The organism is Clostridium sp. 1001283B150225_161107_B6 (assembly GCF_015556325.1).
GTDB lineage: Bacteria > Bacillota > Clostridia > Lachnospirales > Lachnospiraceae > Enterocloster.
Genome location: NZ_JADNMD010000002.1, coordinates 246,825 through 267,490, shown reverse-complemented (window position 1 = coordinate 267,490; position 20,666 = coordinate 246,825). Strand labels below are relative to the sequence as shown.

26 protein-coding genes and 1 pseudogene are annotated in these 20,666 nt (G+C 50.3%); all 27 read right to left on the bottom strand.

Translation table 11 applies throughout. From position 1 onward, the window contains the following. Positions 1-380 precede the first annotated feature (380 nt). Positions 381-1,574 (bottom strand): annotated as a pseudogene (locus tag I2H39_RS06295) (hypothetical protein); the annotation flags it as partial. Positions 1,575-1,659: 85 nt separating this feature from the next. Continuing rightward, the gene (locus I2H39_RS06290; protein ID WP_117634796.1) at positions 1,660-2,277 is read right to left on the bottom strand and encodes a DUF6550 family protein; all 618 of its coding nucleotides are present in this window, start codon (positions 2,275-2,277) and stop codon (positions 1,660-1,662) included. A gap of 105 nt (positions 2,278-2,382) precedes the next feature. Continuing rightward, on the bottom strand, positions 2,383-2,928 hold the full coding sequence (locus tag I2H39_RS06285) for a hypothetical protein (RefSeq protein ID WP_117634794.1): 546 nt from the start codon (positions 2,926-2,928) through the stop codon (positions 2,383-2,385). Continuing rightward, positions 2,925-3,329: a DUF4320 family protein gene (locus I2H39_RS06280; RefSeq protein WP_117634792.1), complete on the bottom strand. Its 405-nt coding sequence runs from the start codon at positions 3,327-3,329 to the stop codon at positions 2,925-2,927. Before I2H39_RS06280 ends, I2H39_RS06285 begins: the two co-directional genes overlap by 4 nt. Continuing rightward, positions 3,317-3,646, bottom strand: coding sequence for a hypothetical protein (locus I2H39_RS06275; RefSeq protein WP_117634790.1), 330 nt, complete (start codon positions 3,644-3,646; stop codon positions 3,317-3,319). The genes I2H39_RS06280 and I2H39_RS06275 overlap by 13 nt, the downstream gene beginning before the upstream one ends. A 28-nt stretch (positions 3,647-3,674) precedes the next feature. After that, a complete protein-coding gene (locus I2H39_RS06270; RefSeq protein WP_117634788.1) occupies positions 3,675-4,547 on the bottom strand; it encodes a secretion protein F in 873 nt (290 codons plus the stop codon). A 5-nt stretch (positions 4,548-4,552) separates the two neighbouring features. Beyond that, positions 4,553-5,482, bottom strand: coding sequence for a hypothetical protein (locus tag I2H39_RS06265; protein WP_117634787.1), 930 nt, complete (start codon positions 5,480-5,482; stop codon positions 4,553-4,555). After that, on the bottom strand, positions 5,479-7,119 hold the full coding sequence (locus tag I2H39_RS06260; RefSeq protein ID WP_117634785.1) for a CpaF/VirB11 family protein: 1,641 nt from the start codon (positions 7,117-7,119) through the stop codon (positions 5,479-5,481). The genes I2H39_RS06265 and I2H39_RS06260 overlap by 4 nt, the downstream gene beginning before the upstream one ends. After that, positions 7,113-7,925: a ParA family protein gene (locus I2H39_RS06255; protein WP_117634783.1), complete on the bottom strand. Its 813-nt coding sequence runs from the start codon at positions 7,923-7,925 to the stop codon at positions 7,113-7,115. Before I2H39_RS06255 ends, I2H39_RS06260 begins: the two co-directional genes overlap by 7 nt. Further along, entirely contained in the window at positions 7,926-8,795 is an 870-nt protein-coding gene (gene cpaB / locus I2H39_RS06250; protein ID WP_117634781.1) for a Flp pilus assembly protein CpaB, read from the bottom strand. A gap of 258 nt (positions 8,796-9,053) precedes the next feature. Beyond that, positions 9,054-9,449, bottom strand: a complete 396-nt coding sequence (locus I2H39_RS06245) for an A24 family peptidase (RefSeq protein ID WP_117634778.1) — start codon at positions 9,447-9,449, stop codon at positions 9,054-9,056. Between the two features lies 1 nt (position 9,450). Then, complete coding sequence (locus tag I2H39_RS06240) at positions 9,451-9,795, bottom strand: SpoVG family protein (protein WP_117634776.1); 345 nt, start codon at positions 9,793-9,795, stop codon at positions 9,451-9,453. Between the two features lie 41 nt (positions 9,796-9,836). Further along, on the bottom strand, positions 9,837-10,067 hold the full coding sequence (locus I2H39_RS06235) for a DUF6133 family protein (protein ID WP_118077430.1): 231 nt from the start codon (positions 10,065-10,067) through the stop codon (positions 9,837-9,839). Between the two features lie 55 nt (positions 10,068-10,122). Further along, entirely contained in the window at positions 10,123-10,680 is a 558-nt protein-coding gene (locus tag I2H39_RS06230; RefSeq protein ID WP_117634171.1) for a YodL domain-containing protein, read from the bottom strand. 131 nt (positions 10,681-10,811) lie between these two features. Beyond that, entirely contained in the window at positions 10,812-11,969 is a 1,158-nt protein-coding gene (locus tag I2H39_RS06225) for a hypothetical protein (RefSeq protein ID WP_227146752.1), read from the bottom strand. Between the two features lie 164 nt (positions 11,970-12,133). Beyond that, on the bottom strand, positions 12,134-12,709 hold the full coding sequence (locus tag I2H39_RS06220; RefSeq protein WP_117634157.1) for a hypothetical protein: 576 nt from the start codon (positions 12,707-12,709) through the stop codon (positions 12,134-12,136). Then, complete coding sequence (locus I2H39_RS06215) at positions 12,699-12,989, bottom strand: AbrB family transcriptional regulator (protein ID WP_117634158.1); 291 nt, start codon at positions 12,987-12,989, stop codon at positions 12,699-12,701. Before I2H39_RS06215 ends, I2H39_RS06220 begins: the two co-directional genes overlap by 11 nt. Next, entirely contained in the window at positions 12,982-13,410 is a 429-nt protein-coding gene (locus tag I2H39_RS06210; protein WP_117634159.1) for a hypothetical protein, read from the bottom strand. The genes I2H39_RS06215 and I2H39_RS06210 overlap by 8 nt, the downstream gene beginning before the upstream one ends. Next, positions 13,410-13,790, bottom strand: a complete 381-nt coding sequence (locus I2H39_RS06205; protein ID WP_117634160.1) for a hypothetical protein — start codon at positions 13,788-13,790, stop codon at positions 13,410-13,412. Before I2H39_RS06205 ends, I2H39_RS06210 begins: the two co-directional genes overlap by 1 nt. Beyond that, positions 13,777-14,727 (bottom strand): DNA adenine methylase, encoded by a 951-nt coding sequence (locus I2H39_RS06200; protein ID WP_333490851.1) that lies wholly within the window; start codon positions 14,725-14,727, stop codon positions 13,777-13,779. The genes I2H39_RS06205 and I2H39_RS06200 overlap by 14 nt, the downstream gene beginning before the upstream one ends. 15 nt (positions 14,728-14,742) lie before the next feature. Then, positions 14,743-15,924 carry a hypothetical protein gene (locus I2H39_RS06195; RefSeq protein ID WP_117634162.1) on the bottom strand — a complete coding sequence of 394 codons (1,182 nt, stop codon included), beginning with the start codon at positions 15,922-15,924 and terminating at the stop codon, positions 14,743-14,745. Positions 15,925-15,969: 45 nt separating this feature from the next. Further along, entirely contained in the window at positions 15,970-16,173 is a 204-nt protein-coding gene (locus tag I2H39_RS06190) for a hypothetical protein (RefSeq protein WP_117634163.1), read from the bottom strand. 67 nt (positions 16,174-16,240) lie between these two features. Then, positions 16,241-17,875 (bottom strand): hypothetical protein, encoded by a 1,635-nt coding sequence (locus tag I2H39_RS06185; protein WP_117634164.1) that lies wholly within the window; start codon positions 17,873-17,875, stop codon positions 16,241-16,243. Next, a complete protein-coding gene (locus tag I2H39_RS06180) occupies positions 17,869-18,564 on the bottom strand; it encodes a hypothetical protein (RefSeq protein ID WP_240305370.1) in 696 nt (231 codons plus the stop codon). Before I2H39_RS06180 ends, I2H39_RS06185 begins: the two co-directional genes overlap by 7 nt. A 169-nt stretch (positions 18,565-18,733) precedes the next feature. Next, positions 18,734-19,117: a hypothetical protein gene (locus tag I2H39_RS06175; protein ID WP_202883001.1), complete on the bottom strand. Its 384-nt coding sequence runs from the start codon at positions 19,115-19,117 to the stop codon at positions 18,734-18,736. 63 nt (positions 19,118-19,180) lie between these two features. After that, positions 19,181-19,609: a hypothetical protein gene (locus I2H39_RS06170; RefSeq protein WP_117634167.1), complete on the bottom strand. Its 429-nt coding sequence runs from the start codon at positions 19,607-19,609 to the stop codon at positions 19,181-19,183. Between the two features lie 93 nt (positions 19,610-19,702). Next, positions 19,703-20,362 (bottom strand): hypothetical protein, encoded by a 660-nt coding sequence (locus tag I2H39_RS06165; RefSeq protein WP_227146750.1) that lies wholly within the window; start codon positions 20,360-20,362, stop codon positions 19,703-19,705. Positions 20,363-20,666 lie beyond the last annotated feature (304 nt).

The following is a 20,666-nucleotide window of genomic DNA, read 5'->3' as shown; positions in this document are numbered from 1 at the left end:
CTGTTGGACGGGACGACCACAGATGCCGTCCAACGACAGTACCCCATTCGGGGCAAATACCTTCTTATTTTGGTATCCTTGGTGTTACGAGCTGTACGTTCAAGTATTCGTCAGCCTTTCGACATACTAAGCATGACTGTTTTTTAGCCCCCGCGGTTACTTGCCCCATCACAGGCGTTTTTACCGCTCTTCACCGAGCTTCATACACTGGACTCATTGCCTGCCAGCGCATGTCGGAGTATTAGAGATTTTGTCACCTCTCACACGAGGTCAGGCAGGAATTACACCTGCCGATTCAAATACAGAGTTCAGATTTCCTTTGCAAATCTGTTCAGCTTTATTGTGCATTTCTACACAGATTAACTGAAAACGAAGCGCGCATGGTCGCACCAATATCCATCGTCATCATCGTCACCACTGTGCCAGACCCAGTAAGAATACCACCATGGCCTCCACACACCCCAATCGGCTCTCGTCACCTGTTCCCTACTTGGAACTGATAGGATTGTAAATCCGTCATTCCGATCATCCGCATTAGGATCCGGAGGAGGATTCTTACTCAAGTCTACGATATTGGCTGTAATCGTGTTTTTGTCGGTCCTTCCCCCGCCGGATACCGTGACATGTATGGTCATGGTCTGCGGTGTGGAAGGTGTGGTCCAGCGAATCCAGGCAATCTGACTGTCCCCATCCGGATAATATACGTGATCCACGCGCATCGTCTTTCCGGCCACCCGGAAGGTAACCGAGACCGGGTGATCCGGATCTGACTGGCCTCCTCTTACAGTCACAGCGGTGATAACTTCCGTATTCACCCGGTACTCATAGTCAAATGCATCCACGGCTGGCGGCGTGGTTGTCTCATTAAAACGCACAATTCCCAGCCCCAGGGACGTGATGATTTCCCGGTTGGAGCGCACACCAGACTTTGGTCCGCTCCAGGCAGGATAGCCTAAATCTGCGGTCTCCAAAAACATGGACAGAGGCAGATTTTGAAATGCAACCGTAGGGAGCATTGCCCGCATAGCGCCGTTTACCGTCTGATCATACAGGGCAGCTTCCGTGGCAGTCATTGCCACGTTCACCCCCTGAAACACAACGTAGGCAATCGGTTCCAGCATCAGCTTATACTTGCCGTTTGTCAGCACTTCAAAGTCCATTCCTGTCAGGTTCGCAATGCTACGGATGACCTGCTCGTCAGTAAAATAGCTTTTTATCGCCTCAATACTGGCCGCACCAAGACTCTGGGAGCTGATGATCCGCGGCAGGGACTGTCTCGGATTTACGAACGTATAAGCCTCACCGCTTGCACTCAGCGCAGTCCTTTTGTTATAGGACAGCTTGCTAACCTTCCTAAAGTGCAGCTGGATATTGGTCGGCCTTTTATTAGTAAAGTCAATGGGCTGTGTCACCGGGGTCCTGGTATCCGCCAAGATGACCGTCACCCTCACGCCCTCCATGCCGGGCGTCCACTTGTTCTGTGAGGTTCCCTGTCCCATGGACCCGCCGCCTCCATCCAGATTCCCTTCCCCGACTGCATATGCAGTGAGAGGAGACATAAGCATCAAAGCCATTGCCAGCACAGCCAGTATCTTTGCCCCATTCCTACACATTTTCAAAGAAAAAACACCGCCGAAGCGGTGTCTCGTCACAATCCTTTTAATCCATAATGCCAATCTTATTTCCATTCTCATACATATCCTCAGCTACCGTTCCCTGCCCTTCACCAATCTCATCAATCCAGCCAAATCCCGGTACATAAATCTTCCCATTTTGTGTGTCTCCATACTGCGGCTCCCCAGCTTGTGTGGGTGCCTCGCTGGGCTGCACCACCTCCTCATGAGGCATGGCCTCCAGAGTACCTTCTACGGACTCTCCATCCGGCTTTTGGGTAGGATTTTTTAACACCTCTTCTGGAGGAGCAGTTGGTTTTTCTGGAGCCGGCTGCACAGCCTGTTCCGTCCGGTCCGTCTGTGCCGGCAGAGCCGCTGTTGGCTCCGTTGTCCCTGCTCTGGAAGGTTCCGTTGCCGGTTCGGTTCTCACCATGATATGCGGTTTGCTTGTCTCTGTTTCTTCCTCTGTTGTTGCTGCCTCTGTTGTCTCAGTCGGTATTACCACTACTGTCACCGCTTCCGTCTGTTCTGTCTGCTCCTCCGACTGATTGCCTCCCTGTGCCTTTCCTCTGAATTGGCTGCCGATTGCTGCAATCAATACAGCTCCCACGACCACGCAACCAAGGACAGCCAGCCGCCGCTTCATTCGCTCATTCAGTTTCATTGATTACGCCTCCTCATACTTTTATCTTTGTACGACATAGCATACAGTAACCCTCTCTAAAAGTCCAGCGACTTTTCCCATTCCCCCCTCTTTCTCCCCTATTTTTCAGAATACTTCAATATAACCCGCCTGTACCTTAATTTTCATCTTCATGGGAGGAAATGTCTTCCCTGCAAATCGCACCGGAACCTCCAGCCAGACCACGGCATCTGCTTCAAACCGTTGAGCATTTGCAGGGTCGGAGGGTGCCAGGGGTGCATTGCGGATTGTAACGTCCAGCCCAGTTATTTTGTACTCCAGGGCACCTCCGGTATATTTTACACGTTTTCCTCCCTCCCGCCGGGTTCCCAGAGTTTCACCCAAGTGGTAATAAATATCCCCGGTATCCACCGATTCCTCAAAGCCGTATCCTTCCGTATAATATCCTCCTGAGTATCCTTCCCGTACCCCATGATATACATTGGCATAGTTGTCATTTACCACCACAACCACTGCATCCTGCAGGGCTTCCTTTACCCCAGAGGCAATCAGGCTCAGACGGAAAAATTCCATGATTCCGCACAGAATCAAAAGGCAGGCCAGAGTCACCGCGATTACCAGAGGGAACGCAGTCCCACGTTTATCTTTCAAACACACCAGCCATTTTTTCATTTCCAATACACCTCAGACTTTCCGGTTGCTGCAGCCCGCAGGGTGACGGGGAAGGAACCAAGTCCTCCAAACAGCCCCAGATCATAGCGGCAGGTCAGCTGCACGGTTACTTCCTCATTGAGCTGAATCCGACCACTGGCTGACCAATGGATCTCGGGGTTAAGTCCTGTCTTCTCTCTGAGGGCAGCCGCCCTCCGGTTCGTCTCGTTCCCAATCTGGCCCGCAATCTCCGCCTCCCTGCAAAGCTCTGTCGCAAAGGTATCCAGCTGCTGTTTTGCTATAAATACTGGCAGAATCTTTACAGAAAGAGCAAGGACCAGCATCACACACAGGATTAAAACTGCCACATCAATGTACCCTTCCCCGTCTTGTCCGGCAAGTATCTTCTTTAAATGCGACACACCATTCCCTCCTCACTGGTTCTGGCAGGAATCACTTCCGGCTCATTTAATCGCGTCAACACATACCAGGTGCCATCCGCATGGTTCATTGACTTCACCTTCTGCTGTAAAAGTTCCTCCGCCTTGATTTGGACACATTCCCTCCAACTATAGGGATTTCCTTGGACGGCTTGACCCGCCAAAAGATTCCCTATCTGCTCCGGGACCAAATACACATATCCACCAGGCGTCATCATAAATACAGGTTCTTCGGGATGTCTCTCCAAAAACTCCCGCACCGTCCCAGTCGCTCCTGTCTCATTCTCCACGCTGCTCATGTCCTCGCGCCTCCATCTTTTTTCTTTTCTAAAACATACTTTCCATGGACTTTAGAATCTCAAATACGATAATCGCCAGGTAAGTGATAATAAAACACACCAGCATGAGGAAGCTGAACACACGGATCTTGTGCGGGATCTTCTGGGCTTCCTTTTTCAGCCGCTGCAGCTCCATCTGTTTGAAATCATGAAACAGCATTTGAAAATACATGGCCCCATCATCGCCGCGGAGCACGCCAATCAGCCCACGAACCACATCGGAGAACATAGGAGAGTTGAGCCTAGCCTCAAACCGGGTGAGCGCTGCCTCGTAACTGGAGGAGCGCATATCCGCCGCCAGGATTTCCAATTCATTGGCGAATTCTTCCCCGGCGTTCTTTTTATAGTTCTCCACAATGGACAGCACATCCCGGCTGTTCTTCAGTTCCTGCTCAATGGTTGACACAAATCGGGGCAGCTCGCCTTCCAGCTCTCCCCTCTTCTTCGCCAGCAGATCATCCGCCCGCTCCTGTTCCTTGAAATACACCATCACCGCCAGAATCACATCAATCACAGCCAGCAGCGGAAAGACCAGCAGACAGGGAATGACTCCCAGCAGCACAAGTCCTGCCTTGGAAATAACATAAGCCTGATATACCTCTGGCTCCATGTTCAGCCCGCTGGCCTTCAGAATATTCTTCTGCCGTCCCCGTTTATATTCATCCATGTGGATATAAGGCGCCAGCTTCACTGCCAGGGAAAGGAAGTACGTTTCCATGCTCTTTGCTGCCCTTCTGTTTTCCCTCCCTGTATTAATCATTGCCTTCGATGTCTTTAAATACGGCAGCCGGAGCAAGTCCGCTGCCAAGAAAAATAATCCGGCAGCCAGCAGTCCGCCAAAGCAAACCAGTAATCCAATCATCCCCGTCACCTCCTGTATTCCAGCGGCTTAGTCAGACGGATCACACATGCCGTGCTGACAAAGATAAGAGCCGCTGATACTGCCAGGATGATCTGTCCCACATAAGAAAACATCAGAGTCTCATACCAGCTTCGGTTTAAGAAATACATTAACGGGATATTTCCAATGACAAGGATCACCATGGTAATAAATTCCTTCCTGGGTTCCGTCACCAACAGCTCCAGCTCCGCATTCACGATCCGCATATCTGATAACTTGCTCACAATCGGCGTCAGCGTGGTCTTTAAGCTACGGTCATACTGACAGTCACACAGTGCATTACACCACTCCTCGAACACATCGTTCTCAATCCGCCCTCTCAGTGCCTGCAGCCCGGCTTCCACATCAGGATTCACCATCCGCACCTGGGTCGAAAATTCCTGGAACACGTTGCGAACCGGCGGATTTAAATAGTGCAGGTTTTCCTCCACCGCAGTCAGGATATCCTCATTTCTCAAATACGCTGTAGTAATGATAGACAGGGCGGTCTCCAGCTCCGCCGCCACGTTCTTCTTGTAATGGCCGGCCGTCAGCCGCACATACCAGAAGGGGAAGAACAGGAAGCCCACCGCCAGGACCGGGGCCAGAAAATAATTCCCCATCAGGATTGCCAGGGAGCCGCCAAGACAGAACAAGGACAGGCTGGCTGCACAAATCATGGAAAAACGGCTTTCCCGGCCCGTCATAGCCAGGATCTCCTGAGCTGTGCGGATTTCCCTGCGAAACACCCCCGGCTTCTTCCGGCTGGTGGCCTCGTTGATTTCCTCCTTTATCGTCCTGGGCTTTTGCATCAGAAAACCAAACAGGCCGTCTGTAAATTCCATCGGTTTTAATCCCAGAATCAAAAAAGCGCCGGTTATCATACCGGCACAGGCCAAAAGCTGCATCAATGTCATACATTCACACCTCCCCTCAATCGTTTCAGCGTCTCGCCCGGCATCCCGTTCTCCAACAGCCGTTTCGCCAGCCCGTCCGATATGGCATGTACCTGCTCATGGTGACCTTCAATGATGAATTTCCCGTCTTCCACCCGGTTTTCCGTGATCTTGTACTGGAACAGCGGCCGGTAGCTTCTGGTTCCATCCAGACGGATTTCACACTCTTGGATTTCCATCAGACGCCGTTCCCGGTTTTCCAGCTGTTTACAGAATGCCACGATTGGATAGGCCTCCGTCACATAGGATAGGAGAGTCTCATCGCTCATATCCACCGCACGTTTGCACAGGGACACCATACGCCGGTATGTGGCTTCACAGCTGTTGGAATGGATGGTGGTTACCACCGCCACGCCGGTCCTGGCCGCCTCCTGAGCCGCATTGGCCTCCGGCCCGCGCATTTCCCCCACCACAATAATATTCGGGTTAAACCGCAGCGCCATGTCCAGCAGGGCAATCTGATCCACCCTCTGGCGCTCATTCTCACTGTCCCGGGTCAGGGTATGGATGACGGAATTCGTTACCACACCTTCCTTCTCGCGCACCAGAGCCAGCTCCCTGGAACCGCTCTCAATGGTGTAAATTCGCTTGTTATCCGGTATGGTGGTCAAAAGCCATCCGAGCAGTGTTGTCTTCCCAGAACTTGTCGCCCCTGCCACACAGATGGATATCCCATATCGCAGACACTCGGTCAAAAAGTCCATCATCGGCTGGGTGGCCGTTCCCCCGTTTATAAAATCTTCCTGCTTCATGGATTGTGGATTTACAATACGGATTGAGGCTGCAATCCCTACGTCCTCATCCACCAGCGGCGTTTTCATGGCTGCAATTCGGATGTTTTTGGATAGATGCCCCAGCACTGCCGGGCTGGCATTGTCCAGAACCATGCCGGACGTATGGAGCATACGGCGGATCACATTGATTGCGTGCTGAGGACTCTCAAAACGCTCGGTCAGTTTCTTCGTAACGCCTCCGGAATACTGGACTTCGATATCCCGCCAGCTGTTGACGTCAATCTCCTCAATCCCTGTCCCATACACATACTTGGTGAGGAAGGAGAACTCCGCCATTTCAGTATAAATGGTATCCACCAGGTCCTGACGGTCCATTCCCTTTACTGCAATCCGGTAGTCCTGCACATACTTGGTGATATAGCGCTTAATCTGATCCTTCACGTCCTCGCTTCCCTGGTCAATGATCAGCGTGGAATATTTGCTGGAAATGTACTCCTGCACTTCTTTTAAAACATCCGTAAATTCCCGGCCTTCTCCTTCTGGAGAAAAGAACAGGTTGTGGGCGAGCGGAGCCCGTACCTCGGAAAGAAGAGGTCCCCTATCATCTCCTGGCTCCTCTATATCATCTGATTCCTCTGGCTCCATTTCACCCGGGGCAGGCTGTTTTTCTGGCACAACTGCCTCGCTTTTTTCTCTCTGTTCTGATTTGTCCTTGTATTCTATTTCGCGTCTCTTGGAATCACTATATTTCTGCAGTTCTACTTCCTGATCATCACCAGCCACTTCTGCCATTGCTGCCGGTACACCAACTTCCTGCTTTGATCCCGGCCCAAATATATCCCCGGAGCGCTTTTCCCCTAACATCCAAACACCTCCCTGCTGATTGCTTCAATCGCCTTTCGGAACCCTTTACTCTCCCGCAAGGATAGATCCGCCAGAAGATCCCCGGCCAGACTCTGCGCCGCCAGTTCCGCACAATACGGCAGCTTAAATGTCACGCTTCCAAGCACCTGCTCCACATGTTCGCTGGCCTCGTTGAGCTTGATGTTGCTGGCTACCTTGTACTGTTTATCCGCATCCCATTTGTTGTCCCGCAGCAGGGGCAGCTGGCTGGAAAGGTAGCTGATACTCTTCAAATCGCAGTTTACCAAGCGGAGAACCGCATCGGCCTCCATCAGAGCAATGGCCGACAGGATATCATTGGCAATGTAGCTTCCACAGTCGATGATCACATAAGGGGCCATTTCCCGTAGACACGTAATCAGCTCTGTTGCCTGCTTCGCGTTGTAAGGCGGATAGGTATATTCATTCTCTCCCCGCAGCATCCCCATCAGGGTCAGGTAGTCATACTTTTTATGGGTAATCAGATTGTGGCGGACCAAGGATTGTGTCACCTGGGCTGCCGCCAGCACACTCCCCAGGGAATGTTCACATTCAAGGTCTGCCGGAGGGCAGATACAGGGCAGCATGGGAGCCGTCATATCACAGGTCAGGAGGACCACGTTCCGCTTCTTTCCAGCCAGGTACCTTGCCAGCTTCACAGCCACTGTGGATTTACCGCTTCCCGGACTCCCCCAGACCGCCAGGATCTGATTCCCCGGCTCATCCACGAAGTCCTCCTGCGCCTTTGCCGAGCGGTCGAAAATACTTCCTTTTTTGAAATTCAGCATTTACTCCACCCCGCTCTCGCTTTCTGCGGTTGCCCCTGTCTCCTCTCCCTGTACTGTTTCTCCACCGGCTTCTTCTACTGTTTCTGTTTCTTCGTTTCCGCTTTCCTTCTCCGTATTCTCTTCCGTTCCCTCACCCTCTGGCGGATATAGTTCTTCCAGTATGATTTCCTGGGCCTCCACAAACTTCCGGGCATTTTCCTTTGTCCCCCGGTACACCAGGGATAAATGCAACTTCCCTTCCGCCTCCAGTTCCGCAAGAACCTTTCCCTGCTCCGGTGTAACCAAAAGGGTCACGGTTCCCGGCAGTTCTTTCTCCGTCTCCTCATCGCCCCGTTCCCCGGTATTGGCGTCATATCCGCTGTTTGCCGTTACTGCAATAACCTCCACATACTGCAGCTCCGGCGGAATAATTGTAGAACCCTGCTTTCTAAAATCCGGCGCAATCACAGATACAATGTCACCACTGATCAGTTTTCCGGATAACCCATTGGCAAAGGCCTTCACACTGACAGAAATGGCCTGCTTTTCCCCATTCAGATTATAAAGATATGCATTCTCCGCTGCCGGTTCCTCCGCCACCTTGGAACGGACGATATAGTCACCAGGAGCCATATCCGCCGATGCATACTTGCCAATCACTTCATCCAGATTGTGCACAACAGACTCCGGCAGGTTGTAAGCTCCCACCTCCACGGATTTCACCATATCCTTTGTGATCTCATCCCCAATCCAGATGTTTTTTGTGACCCGGACAATCTCTGTTTTCTCGCTGATCGTCCGGTTAAACATCGGCGTGATTGCAAAGCAGATCACCAGGGACAGTACAATGCAAAGTAAGCCGATCACGGTTCTGTTCTTAAAGAAATTCATATCTCTCTCCCTTCTTCTCTATCCTTGGACCATACAAAATTCAGCTGTCTCGGATATTACAGGGCCATCTGCCTTCTCCTCCAGTTCAAACGGTTCATAATACATGGTGAATGCATTGGCTCTCTCAATTTCCATATTGATTCTCCTTACCTTACTGCAGATAAATCTGCCTTTTTTCTGAACCGAAAACAGAAAACACTCACACAGCCAATCAGTACAAACAACCTAAGAACCCTCTTCTTCATTTTCCAACTCCTCCTAAATATAATAGGCGGCAGCGTATCCAATCGCCAGGAATGGAGCCATTGGATACGCAGAGCTTACCTGCTTTCTGAAAAACAGCAACACGCACTTTGAGCACATATGAAACAGAAGCTGAAGCATTAATCCTACTACCATTCCCATCAAGGCACCCGGCAGTCCCAGCACAAGGCCGCAAGCTGCAGCCAGCTTCACATCTCCGCCGCCGATTCCCCCTTTTACTGCCGCTACCAGGAAAAACAGCGCTGGAATAAGCCCCAACAGACATTCCGGTTGAGCGTGCATAAGGAAGAGGGCGGCGATGCCGCCGCTCACCCAGTCCGGAATCTCCCGCCGTTTCAGATCCACAAAGGCAGCGGCCAGCAACAGATAGAGAAACAGAACTCCCTGCACCCTACATCTGTAGGCTCGGCTGTTCCCCGGCCTGTTCCGCCGCATCCGCCTGAGTAGTGCCAGTCTGCTGGGCAACAGACTGCTCCAGCGCCTGCTGATAGGCCGATAACACTGCATTGTGAAGCTGTTCCCGGAACTCTGCCGTTACCGGGAAACACACTTCCTTATATCCTTCCGTTGTCTTCCGGCTGGGCATGGAAACAAAGAGTCCACGCTCTCCTCCATCCACTACTTTGATCCCCCGGATTCCAATACAACTGTCGATGGTAGCGGATGCATATCCCCGGATACTTCCCGCCTCTCCTGGCGGGTACATGGATGTAATCCTTACGTCTACAGTAGGCATATAAAGTTCCTCCTTCTTTCTTTATCTTTCTGCGTTTTTTGTCAGCCTGCATAGTTGAACATCTCGGTAATGCGCCGGGACAACGTGGGTAACACATTTTCAGAGAATAATGCGTACAGACCCGCCAGCAGCAAAGCACCGATCACCACAGCCATCAAGATTTTGATAGCACTATCGATGAAATTTTCACCGGAACGGTCTGCAATGACTGCCCGTACTTTACACATGTTCCACTCTGCCGCACGTTTTACACGCTCAAATCCTGCTCTCATAAATTAATCCTCCTCTCATGATAAAAGGCAGCCTTTCGCTGCCTGATTTCCATCTTTACAACTGAAGCACCTGGGACTGGATCGGTTCCGGTCCCCCAAATGCAACCGGTTTAAAATCCCTATAGTCCACGTAATAGAATTCACTGGTGTCCTCATCGTATAGCTCAATCACATCTGACACCGAGAGGGAATGTCCCGTATAGCCTGGAACCTCCTGCCCTCCATCAAATTTCTCGTAGATCCTATCCAACTCATTGGTCTCTATTTCCCCGTCATAGACCATGTGGTAATTCTGTGGGGCCGGTTCTCCGAATCTCGTAACCAGCGTATCATAGCCAATGAATTTCATATGGATATTGACATCGGACTTCAACTGCCAGATCCGGCAGTTCTTCAAGGGTTCACAGCCCTGAGTCTCTGCCTGTCCATTCATCAGCCGATCGTATACGCCGCCCTTCCATACCACGGCTTCAATCCCGCCCTGCCGTTCCAGATAGGCTTCCAGTTCCTTTCCCTTAAAGATCGGGTCCACCACCGCCTGGCTCCCGGCAACATATCCGGCTGGGTTTCCAAAGTATAAAATCCTCCCGTTTTCCACCCGAATCCCACGCATGGGCATTCACTCCCTTCTTGTTGTTTCAATCACTTCTTTACTGCCAACGGCGTCTTTCCCAAGCGTTATTACTCCCATTTGCAGCGTCCCTGGCTCAAAAACCATGCCACATCTCAAGTTCCTCCTAACAGTTACAGACTCATGCCTTGTGAAAGAGCGGTACCGCTCTCCTCCTGTTCCATCCTGTTTTTCCCTCCCGATTGGTTCATCCGGTGGGCTGACTGGATCCCTTCATATTTCTCCTTGTGGATAATGGCTGCTTTCACATAGATGGTTTTTCCGTCTTTGTATTTCCGGTAATGTCCTCTCCTGGTGTGAGGCAGCATTTCATACCCCGTTCTCCTAAATCCGCCTCTTCCGCTGTTCTTCTTGCTAAAAAAATAGACAGCTCCGATGGAATCCGGGGCTGCTCCTTCCTGTTTCATATCGAACACCTTGATACTGTTTTTGTCTACAAACCGCTGACTTTGAATCGCCTTTCCTGCATACTCCGACTTTCTGGGATGCTCCTCCAGATACTTGCGCCGTCTCTGCTCTGCCAGTTCCATTTCCTGCAAATAATCCAGGAGACTTAAGAACACCGCCGTCACACCGTCCGTCTTTCCGACCAGGTTTTCAATGGGAATTTTCCTGCTCCCCTTCAACCGGTCTAGGATTTTAATACAGAGATCTTCATCCTTCTCTACCAGATAGGCACAATCTACGCCACTGCTTCCCTGTATGTTAATAATATAATGCACATCATCTGCCACCAGCCGGTTCAGGCTCTCCTTATCTGTTTGGGTCATCTCATAGTAACCGTATTCTTCATAGAGCCGCTCATTGATCAGCAGAAGCTTGGGAACACAGTCATATTCGGTATAATATTTTCCCTTCTCCCTATCGTATTGAAAATGTCGGCTTCTCTGCTCCGGCAGGATGGATGAGGCAGACTTCTCATCCACATACCGCCGTTTCTTCTCTGACTGTCCTTGAAAAAATGGGATCATGAGCAGCATATCCAGATAATGGTCCAGGCGCTTCCGAAACTGCTTCATGTCCCGCCCTGTCAGATCCTTCAGACAGCGTTTTCGGTCCTCCTCCTGGCTGTAAATAAAATCCGCCAGACGTTTTTTCTTGGTTGCCAGCGTTATTAACGCCTGGCTGCGCTCTTTCTTGCTCCCCCTCTCCAGTATCATTTCCGCTGTCAACAGGTCGCTGACTAGTTCTTTCCGCTCCTCCCCTTCCCCCACCATGTGGTTGTAAAACCGGTACTGGGGAAGGTTCATTTTGTCCACGTATTTAGACATCCGCTGCCCTCACTTTCCTACTTCTACCTACTGTATCAACTCAACACCATACCATGCTGTACGCCGGAAAGCGATTCACAAAAACCAACAAACATTGGATAAGAACATGCAGCAGACCTGGCAAAACCATGGGCCGCTCAGTGTGCTAAATCGCAATTCTCTTCTTACATCTGCATTGGTCCCGGACTGCCTTCCAATCCCTGGCGCATTTGATCCAACTCTTCCTGTGTGGGGTAAACCTGCCTGCCATCCCGCACCTCCCAAACACAGAAATCATTCCGGTCACAGAGCATGATCCGGTGCTGATAGGATTTTTGCATTTCCACATATTCCATGGCTTCCTTTTCATTGCAGAGCCACACCCCGGCCGCATACCTTCCATCCTCCAGAAAGCTGTATCCGCTGTACTGGGGTTCATGGTTCTCCAAAGGCAGGGCTCCAAGTGGGCGGATCTGGGAAAGCTGCAGCTTCTCCTCATCCGGCAGCAATTCCGGCTTTAACACCCCAAGCACATGATCCCGAATGCAGCGTTCAAACTCTCCGTTCTTTAAATTCACCAGAAACACAGACTTTCCCAGGGCATTCGCATTGGCTCCTTTCCCGCCTGTGCAGTAATAAAGTTGCCGGCCAAAGCCAGCCTCCTGGGCAGATTCTTTCAGGACAATCACCTTCCCCTTCAGAGAACAGCCACTTCCTGTCTCCACACAATCCCTGTCTGCATAAATCCGACTATCCGACATGGTATTCCTCTTTCTCCCGTACCAGCCCGGACAGGTCTGAAATCAGGCTTAAGCGGACCGCATCTGGCATGGTTTTAATGGCGGCGCGGACGTAGGCTTCTACTGCTTCCGGTGACTGGTCCCCCACCTCCACGATTTCTACCTTACGCACGGATACCTTTCCATCCTGGAGCTGAAGGGCCAGGATATCCCCGCCGCACATACCGGCCGCCAGACGCAGTTCCCGCGGAATTAACACTCTTCCCTTACTGTCCATCACCTTATATACCAGCTTACTCATCGTAGTACCCTCCTTCTTCGATTGTCTTGTACGCTTCCTCCGCAGATATCCCAAACAGGGACAGGATCTCCAGAAGCGGCGCCTGGACCGCCGCCATGGGATCCGTATCACCGATTAAAATCGCCCCCGGAATCGTCTGCACCACCAGCCCTGCATCCATTGGGATATGGGCATCGTTCAGTAAATCATGAGGGACTACTAACGCTGCTTCCTCCTCATCGGCAATGATATCCGTCTCACAGATCCCCGTTTCCACCTGAAACCGCGGCCCATAGCCGTTAGCTTCTTTTACCGGACTGGTGGGGGCAAACTCCAGCGTTACCAGATTCCCCGGGGGCAGGCACATGCTTTCCAATACACCTGGCGGCAGGATGATGCTTCCATCCTCCGCCACTCTTCCATTGATTTTCACGTTTCTCATCACGCCTCCCTTTCCTCTCCTTCTGCTGTTTCCTGTATTTCCAACTCATAACAGAACCGGCAAAGTTCCTCTTCACTCACACTAAGCTGCGCGGCCTCCAGTTCCTTCACAAGCGCCGCCAGCCCGCTTATTTCCTCCGACAGTTGTTCCAGCCGTGTTCCATTGCAGTACCCGCTGAACGTCCGCAAATAGCCCTTTACGTCCGCGTGATACTGCCCGGTTTTCTGATTCCTGACCATGGCAAAGTAACAAGCCGCCAGACAGCTGTCATCTACCTTCACGAAGAGGTGTCCTCCAGCTCCAATAATCAGGCGCTGTTTTCCTTCTGTCTGTTCCTCCAGCCGATGCTTTGCCCACCAGAGTTTCTCAATTCCTTCCATCTTCCGTCTCACCTCCCAACAGCCCGGCAGAAAACAGGTTCATCTGCTGTGGGCCCCATTTCTTCCGCTCCTGGGGATCATAGTTGGTAATGATTACCTCCGGGAATTCACACCCACGGTCATAGCGCTGGGCCAGGTTATTGATCCGGCTGACCGCCGTGATGTGGCAGCCCTCGTACAGTCCCCGGATATAGTCGCAATCGTTATAGCTGACCATCCATTTTCCCTGGCAGCCTGCCAGAGTTTCCCGAAGCCTCACATGGTTCTGCCTCGGGAACTCCACCTCATAGTGATCCTCCGTCATAAAATAAGGCGGATCGCAATAAAGAAAGGCGTTCTCCCGGTCGTACTGCCGGATGAGCGCCTCAAAGTCTTTATTCTCGATGACCGTATTCGCCAGCCGGTCCGCCGCCTGCCAGATCAGGTGGAAGGTCTTTCTCACATCAAAGGGCTGACAGCCAAAGGATGTGCAGCCGCTTCCATAGCTGTACCGGATTACTTTGTAGAATGCCGCCGCCCTCTGGACATCCCCCGGCTCTGCGCGTTCCAGAAAGAGGGAACGCAGTTCCTCGAACTCCAGGGGCGGCAGGTTATGCCTTGCCAGCTCCAATTCCTGTGCAAGAAAAGTTCCTGCAAACTCCTGTCCCTCTAAAAACCTTCGCAGCACAAGGAATTCGTCCCTTCCGTTTAAAGGCAGGAATCCCAGCTGGCGCAAAAACTCCATGGTGTGGTTCTTCACACAGGCATATAGATTGGTCAGGTTGGAATTGAAATCATTATAGACCTCCATCACCTTTGGATCCGGCGGTCTCCCGAACAGCACCCAGCCGCCGCCTCCGAACACCTCAATATAGCGTTCAAAACTGGCCGGAGACAATTCATACACCGTGTTCCGCAGCGCCTTTTTGCCCCCCACCCAGGATATAAAACTGTTGATACTACCTCGCCTCCTCTATCCCATTTCCTGCGTCATCATGGCATGGTCCTCCGATTGAACTTCCACCAGGTCGGGCTCCTTTGAGACCGCCCCATAGGCTGTGAGCTTCCTTCCGGTCTGGACATACAGTTCTTTCCCATAACCTTCAAAGTCAAACCTCCGAAATGCCTGTGCCTCCAGGTCTGCTCCCATCTGCTCCAGACATTCCCTGCCGTAGGTGGCATAAGTCACCTGTGCCGGATCAAACGCATACTGAGCCAACCTATCTGTCAGCTCAGTAGCCTGCTCTAAACTGGAACAGCTTTCAAACTCAGCCACTGCTTTGTATTTCAGCAGCTCCTTCTCCGTCATGGACGTTACCTTCACCGCCAGGTAGTTCCACCGTTCTATGTCATGATCTTGCCCTGTTAACTGCTCAAAAAGCGGAGCAGCAGAACGCACTTTGGCAATCCTACAATACTTGAATGATTCCAGTCCCAAACTCTCGAACACCTGGACTTTTGTCGCTTCATCATACGGAAGTTCCAACCAAACTCCCACTCCTAAATCTTCCGGGTTCGTTGCCTCTGGGACAAGGTACAGAGAAAACAGAGATTGGTGAATCTCTACCTGTTCCGGAAGCTGCTTCCCGTCATAGACTTCCTGCCACTGATCTGAAACACGGTAGCAGTAGCCCCTGGATGTAAACACGCCGTTTTCCGTTTCTCTTACATATGCTCCAACCTTTTCAGTATCTAAAAGCGGGTAAATGTCTCCTGGCAGCTCCTTTAACAGTGGATCCAGATCATTTTCAATGGTCATTTCCCCGATATCACTGTCACATCGGATCCCTGGGAGGAATTCAAACCGCTCCAGGTTATACAGACCATTGATAACCTGCTTCATATTTTGCTCCGGAAGAACCTTTAAAACCCCTTCATAAACTTCAATCTGCCGCTCTGTCATTTGTGACAGCTTATAAGCTAACAGATTTAATTCCTCCAGTGTATGATTGTAGCGCTCCAGAACCGATTCGATAAAACCCGGCCAGTACCCTCCGCGGTCCAAAAGATAAGGCTCCCCCTCCTTTAGTCTGGCCCTCTGAAACGCATCCTTTACCGCCTCCTGGTGAGCCGGCAGAGAAAGAACACTTCCCTGATAAGCAGGATCTTCCTCAAACTGGAAGGCATAGATCCATACCTTCATGGGTTTACTCATACCTCTCATCCTCCTTTCCTTTTCTCCCTCTTCCTCTTGCATGGTTCACTCCATGCTCATTCCCTGCGAAAATGTCTTCTGGACAGACTCAGCTTGCACCAAGCGGCATTTCTCCGCTACCTCCTGTACCAGATTAAGCGATTCCTCCAGAGCTCTCTTTTCTGTCTCTAAATCTATATTTGATCGCAATGCTATGATGATCGTCCTTTCTGCCTGCTGCAAATCGCTGCGGACACGTTCATAATACATCCATCTCCCTCACCTCCTCTTTCAGATTTATCGTTTCACAGCTGTCGACTGGCTCCTTCCCTTCTTTTTATGAGATGCCGCCCATCCCCTCCATGCCTGTCAGTTCCTGCTCCGAGACAATCCCCTTCAGCTCCTGTTCCGTCTGTACACGAAATTTAGAATGGCCAAAATAGACATACAGATCACAATCCGACTCACACTCGATGCCTTCCTGTGAAAAACATTCTCCCCAGCCATCACAAGCTTGTCCGACCCATTCCCGTTTGAGGACCTCCAGTTCTTCTGGATTCAACTCCCCATGGCTCTTGATTTCCAGCACACCCCAAAGATTATATTGATAACGTTCTACGGTTGGGCGCATACTGATTACCCTTTGTTTTAAAAGTTGATTATCCAGGTACTCTCCAAGTCCTTTTTCTGTTTTTAAGATATCATCTGCGGCAATCGCCTCCCGGATATCCTCCTCATAAGAAATCAATCCAACAGAGGAAAGAGAAGAGGAATACTCATCTTCATCCACCAATTCTGCCAACAGTGGACTGTATAGTCTGATAATGGAATCGTTCTCGCACAGTTCATTGCAATGCCACTCATCACACAGCACGGTTCCCTGTTCCGACCACCTGGTTCCATCCCGCTTCATCAGCGCCTTTCCCAGACTGTTCCAATCCAGGTATGCTTCACAAAACCGGGAAACATACAGCGAACCGTCATCTTTCATCCGCCATCTGGCATAGTCTTCTGGTGTTCTAAATTCTGAAAGGATCTGATAATGATCCAGGTCACTTAAAACATCCGTGGCCTCATCCAGGCTGCGGGGGCATTCCGCGGTTAACACCGCTTTCAGCTTTTCCACGATCTGTTCCGTGCCGTCCAACACCTTTTCTTTTAAAAACCAGGCAAACCGGTTCAGTTCTTCTATCTCACTCCCTACCGGAAGATAATGACGCAGTTCATCAAGCGGTCCTCCGTACTGATTCCATTGGCATTCGGAAAACTCCAGTATCCCCAGTTCCTTTTTGGCCAGTTCCATTTTTTCTTTATCTGCCGGGATTGCCAGAGAAACGTTTACCATTCCATTTTGCGAGGGGCGGCGCAGATGAAGCAGAAATAGCGAATTTTTATCATATCCCGGATCCGGAAGGTAGTTCTGATACACTTCTTTATAAACAGTATCCTCACGCTTTAGAACCAGACCACTTGGACAGTAATCCCCTCTGTGGTCTGCAAAATAGGAATCTCGGATCCGTCCAAAATCCAGCATAGGATACAGTACCTCTGGTATCTCAATCTGTTTCCCCCTGCGTAATAGCTCTGCCGCAATTCGCCCCGGATCACTGATATCCTCCAACAGATCATAGAAATCCAGGTTAAAGGAAAGATTGATGATCTCCTTCAGCGTTCCGGGCGCTTCCAATTTAAGCGCCACAGAAAAAATGTCCTGTTCTTTCCTTGTCATATGCCGCAGCCGCAAATCCAGGAAGTCCAGTTCCTTCCGCATCATCTCATCTCCGTAATCCATCCCTGTAATCATCTCTGACAGTGGCTGAACCGGTGAAACCAGAGAACGGACCGTCACCGTCTGATTCCCGGCTTTCCCCTCGTCCAGTATCTTTTTTGCAGCCTCAAAGTCTGAAGCCGACATAGGAATTCTCATCAGCTCTGAAACCATATCCCCATAGCCAATCCGGATTTCTAACATTCCACTTCCTCCTCATTTAAGACAGTCCCTATTCCATGCCGGCTGATTAAGATCGCATGGATAATCAGACGCAACAGCCCGTCATGGAACAACTCCGGATCCCCTAACTCTGATAAAGACACATAAGGTTTTCCAGTACATAATTCCTTTGCCACACAGAACGTTGCATAGCTGTCCAAATCAGCCCCGCGAAGGCGGAATCGGCTGTAGTCAATCGTCCGCTCCTGCACAAATGGCCCGGCCTTTTCCCAAAGCCTCTCCTCGCTGCTCAATAGAAACACGGCGGCAGCGAATCCCGGTTCCGTCACAAGCCCCGGATATAAACCGCAGCGCATGAGCGCCCGAAACCGCCGCCTGTGTTCCTCACTTTTAAAAAACATAATCCCTTTCTCCCCTTCCTCCCGGAGCTTCCCTACCCGGACCGTCAGGGCTGATCCCGGTAGCTCCTCTGTCAACAGTCTGAGTAAAATCTGATAGAATGCAGAAGGCATTTCCTCATCCGCTGCGGTATACAGATGGCCGTCCCTACCCTGTTCTTTTTCTGCTCTCCACACATTGACATACCGGCAGCTTCCAATCCCCGCTGTCTCTCCAGCCTGCCGGCTCCGGATGATTCCGCTTTTACGTGGCCTGAACCCTGGCACCTGCTGCATTTCCCGCTCCAGCTCTGCGATTGACGTCCCTTTCATAAATCTTACAGTCATGATTCTCAGTCCTTTCTTTCAAATCAGTGGAATTTTGACACAAAAAAAGCAGCTATGCCCTTATTTAAAAAGACATAACTGCGGTTCCACGGTCTCACCAGCCGTCAACACGTTCCTACCAAAGTCCGGCTGATTAAATTTCCAGCTCTTCTCTCTAACGGAATACCATGGATTCCAATTCATCCAGCCACCCCATATCCATCTCTTCTGCTTTTGAACTGATACTCTCCATACGGTACCCCAGTTCTTCCAGTCTGCTCTGGACTCCTTTTACACAGTAGTTGGAAAATCCTTCCGCCTCCTGTTTATTCTCATCGTAACAGGAAAACTCATACTCCACCCGTACCTTGTAGCCGTCCAGAAACCGCAGCGTCAGATCGCTGGTGATATAACCCTTAAGGCTCTCATCATTTAAGAATGCGGTCTGGATATCATGTTTAATCTTTTCCTTCATCCCTTCATACATCAGGCAGTTATTCTCCCTGTCATCAAAGCCGGTATGAAAGGTTATGGCTGTGTTCACTGTATAATCTTTCAATTTATAATTCACTATCCCTCTTGATGTATTGACTGTGTGGATTCCGATTAATTAACCACCTATTCACTGCTTCATCGACATCCCGCCCAGACCAGCTTCCTCGCCTTCCCATGCAGAATGAGACGGGTGTTCACCCGGCTGTTGAATCTCCTCTGTCTTTTGTGCAGGCGCCTCGTCCAGAAAACCTCCCAACCGGTTCGGAACATAATCAGACAGCCAAGTACCCCCAAACGTCTCATGGCTCTTAATTCTCCATATCGCCAGCTTTCCAAGATCGAGTTTCACACCCTCAAACGGAAACAGCAGGTTGGTCAATCCCTCATGGCAAAATGACTTCACATGCTTAAACTCTGTCCCCTCCAATAAAATGCCTTCCTGTGTTAACAGTTCGTTGATTCCGTCTATCCACTCCTGCGCATCCCCTCCGCAGCCCTGGAGAATCAGACCTTCCTGATTTGTCATTCTGCGTAACTCATCGGTTGTGATCTGCATGAAATTCCTCCTTCATTTTTTATAATCTATTTAAAAAGGCCAGCCATTTTCTAATCTGGCTGACCTGGATTTTTTATTCTATGACCTTTTCATTTACATCTCCAATACTGGCGCCTGCTGATTCTCCATGCTCTGACAATGCTCAGTCACCAAATCATTCAACTCTTCTATGGAACCATACTCCGGCAGCCAATCCCACAGCGTTGGCACTCTGCACTGGATGGCTAACTGTTTACATTCGCTCCAGTTTGAAATTCCCATAGCGCTCTTGAGCGCATCCATTTTGCTTTCGGTTGCCGGAAGGCTCAATGTATAGTTATCATAAGGATTCCCTTTATAGATCCATACTTTAAAACTACAAGTCTGTTTGAAATCCGGATCTGGTAACTCATTCCCTCTATAGATGGGCTCCAGCTCTTCTTGAATCCCGCTGGTATAGCCAAATGCATGAAACATACCACCGTGTTTTTTTATATAATCTTTTCCAATCCCTTCATAATCAAATCTGGCTGGCTGCTCCTCCATAGTCATATCAGCGTTTCTCTTCAGCAAATATTCTCCTAATTTTGCTTCTGTTGTCACCCCCGGCAGATATCTGAATTTATCCATGTTGCAGGAAAGATTGATCATATCATGGAGTGTCTCCGGTTTCATCATCTCAATCACGGTTCCGAATACCGCCTCATCCTGGCTGTCCATCCATTTCACACGATAGGCCAGGTAGTTCAGTTCCTCCAATCTTTTTTCTGTCACCGGGACCTCATACAGGTACTGGCGCAGATTTGGAATGGACGATTCCACATAGGCGGTAGCGGTTTCCAACGGAACTGTATCCGTTCCATTCAGAAGAGAATAGGCTTCTCTCATTTCTTCAATTGTAGCCGGCAAACTGATACCTACACCGGGGCTTACTGTCCGGCTCAAATAAATCTTAAACATTTAATTTCCCCTCTCTATCCCTCCGCATAGCCGATTCTATTTTTGATACTCTATTAAAAAAGGCCAGCCATTTTTTGATCTGGCTGACCTGAAATTTCACTCCATATCCTCTTTTACT

Bases quoted from the DNA above. Each gene is read 5' to 3' on its own strand.
- I2H39_RS06230 (WP_117634171.1), bottom strand. From the start codon at position 10,680: ATGCGTGGGATTCGGGTGGAAAACGGGAGGATTTTATACTTTGGAAAC.
- I2H39_RS06225 (WP_227146752.1), bottom strand. From the start codon at position 11,969: ATGTCTAAATACGTGGACAAAATGAACCTTCCCCAGTACCGGTTTTAC.
- I2H39_RS06235 (WP_118077430.1), bottom strand. From the start codon at position 10,067: ATGAGAGCAGGATTTGAGCGTGTAAAACGTGCGGCAGAGTGGAACATG.
- I2H39_RS06260 (WP_117634785.1), bottom strand. From the start codon at position 7,119: ATGTTAGGGGAAAAGCGCTCCGGGGATATATTTGGGCCGGGATCAAAG.
- I2H39_RS06275 (WP_117634790.1), bottom strand. From the start codon at position 3,646: ATGAGCAGCGTGGAGAATGAGACAGGAGCGACTGGGACGGTGCGGGAG.
- I2H39_RS06195 (WP_117634162.1), bottom strand. From the start codon at position 15,924: ATGAGTAAACCCATGAAGGTATGGATCTATGCCTTCCAGTTTGAGGAA.
- I2H39_RS06170 (WP_117634167.1), bottom strand. From the start codon at position 19,609: ATGCAGATCACAACCGATGAGTTACGCAGAATGACAAATCAGGAAGGT.
- I2H39_RS06265 (WP_117634787.1), bottom strand. From the start codon at position 5,482: ATGACATTGATGCAGCTTTTGGCCTGTGCCGGTATGATAACCGGCGCT.
- I2H39_RS06240 (WP_117634776.1), bottom strand. From the start codon at position 9,795: ATGCCTACTGTAGACGTAAGGATTACATCCATGTACCCGCCAGGAGAG.
- cpaB (WP_117634781.1), bottom strand. From the start codon at position 8,795: ATGAATTTCTTTAAGAACAGAACCGTGATCGGCTTACTTTGCATTGTA.
- I2H39_RS06220 (WP_117634157.1), bottom strand. From the start codon at position 12,709: ATGTCGGATAGTCGGATTTATGCAGACAGGGATTGTGTGGAGACAGGA.
- I2H39_RS06215 (WP_117634158.1), bottom strand. From the start codon at position 12,989: ATGAGTAAGCTGGTATATAAGGTGATGGACAGTAAGGGAAGAGTGTTA.
- I2H39_RS06290 (WP_117634796.1), bottom strand. From the start codon at position 2,277: ATGAAACTGAATGAGCGAATGAAGCGGCGGCTGGCTGTCCTTGGTTGC.
- I2H39_RS06180 (WP_240305370.1), bottom strand. From the start codon at position 18,564: ATGAAAGGGACGTCAATCGCAGAGCTGGAGCGGGAAATGCAGCAGGTG.
- I2H39_RS06205 (WP_117634160.1), bottom strand. From the start codon at position 13,790: ATGGAAGGAATTGAGAAACTCTGGTGGGCAAAGCATCGGCTGGAGGAA.
- I2H39_RS06210 (WP_117634159.1), bottom strand. From the start codon at position 13,410: ATGAGAAACGTGAAAATCAATGGAAGAGTGGCGGAGGATGGAAGCATC.
- I2H39_RS06255 (WP_117634783.1), bottom strand. From the start codon at position 7,925: ATGCTGAATTTCAAAAAAGGAAGTATTTTCGACCGCTCGGCAAAGGCG.
- I2H39_RS06285 (WP_117634794.1), bottom strand. From the start codon at position 2,928: ATGAAAAAATGGCTGGTGTGTTTGAAAGATAAACGTGGGACTGCGTTC.
- I2H39_RS06190 (WP_117634163.1), bottom strand. From the start codon at position 16,173: ATGTATTATGAACGTGTCCGCAGCGATTTGCAGCAGGCAGAAAGGACG.
- I2H39_RS06185 (WP_117634164.1), bottom strand. From the start codon at position 17,875: ATGTTAGAAATCCGGATTGGCTATGGGGATATGGTTTCAGAGCTGATG.
- I2H39_RS06270 (WP_117634788.1), bottom strand. From the start codon at position 4,547: ATGATTGGATTACTGGTTTGCTTTGGCGGACTGCTGGCTGCCGGATTA.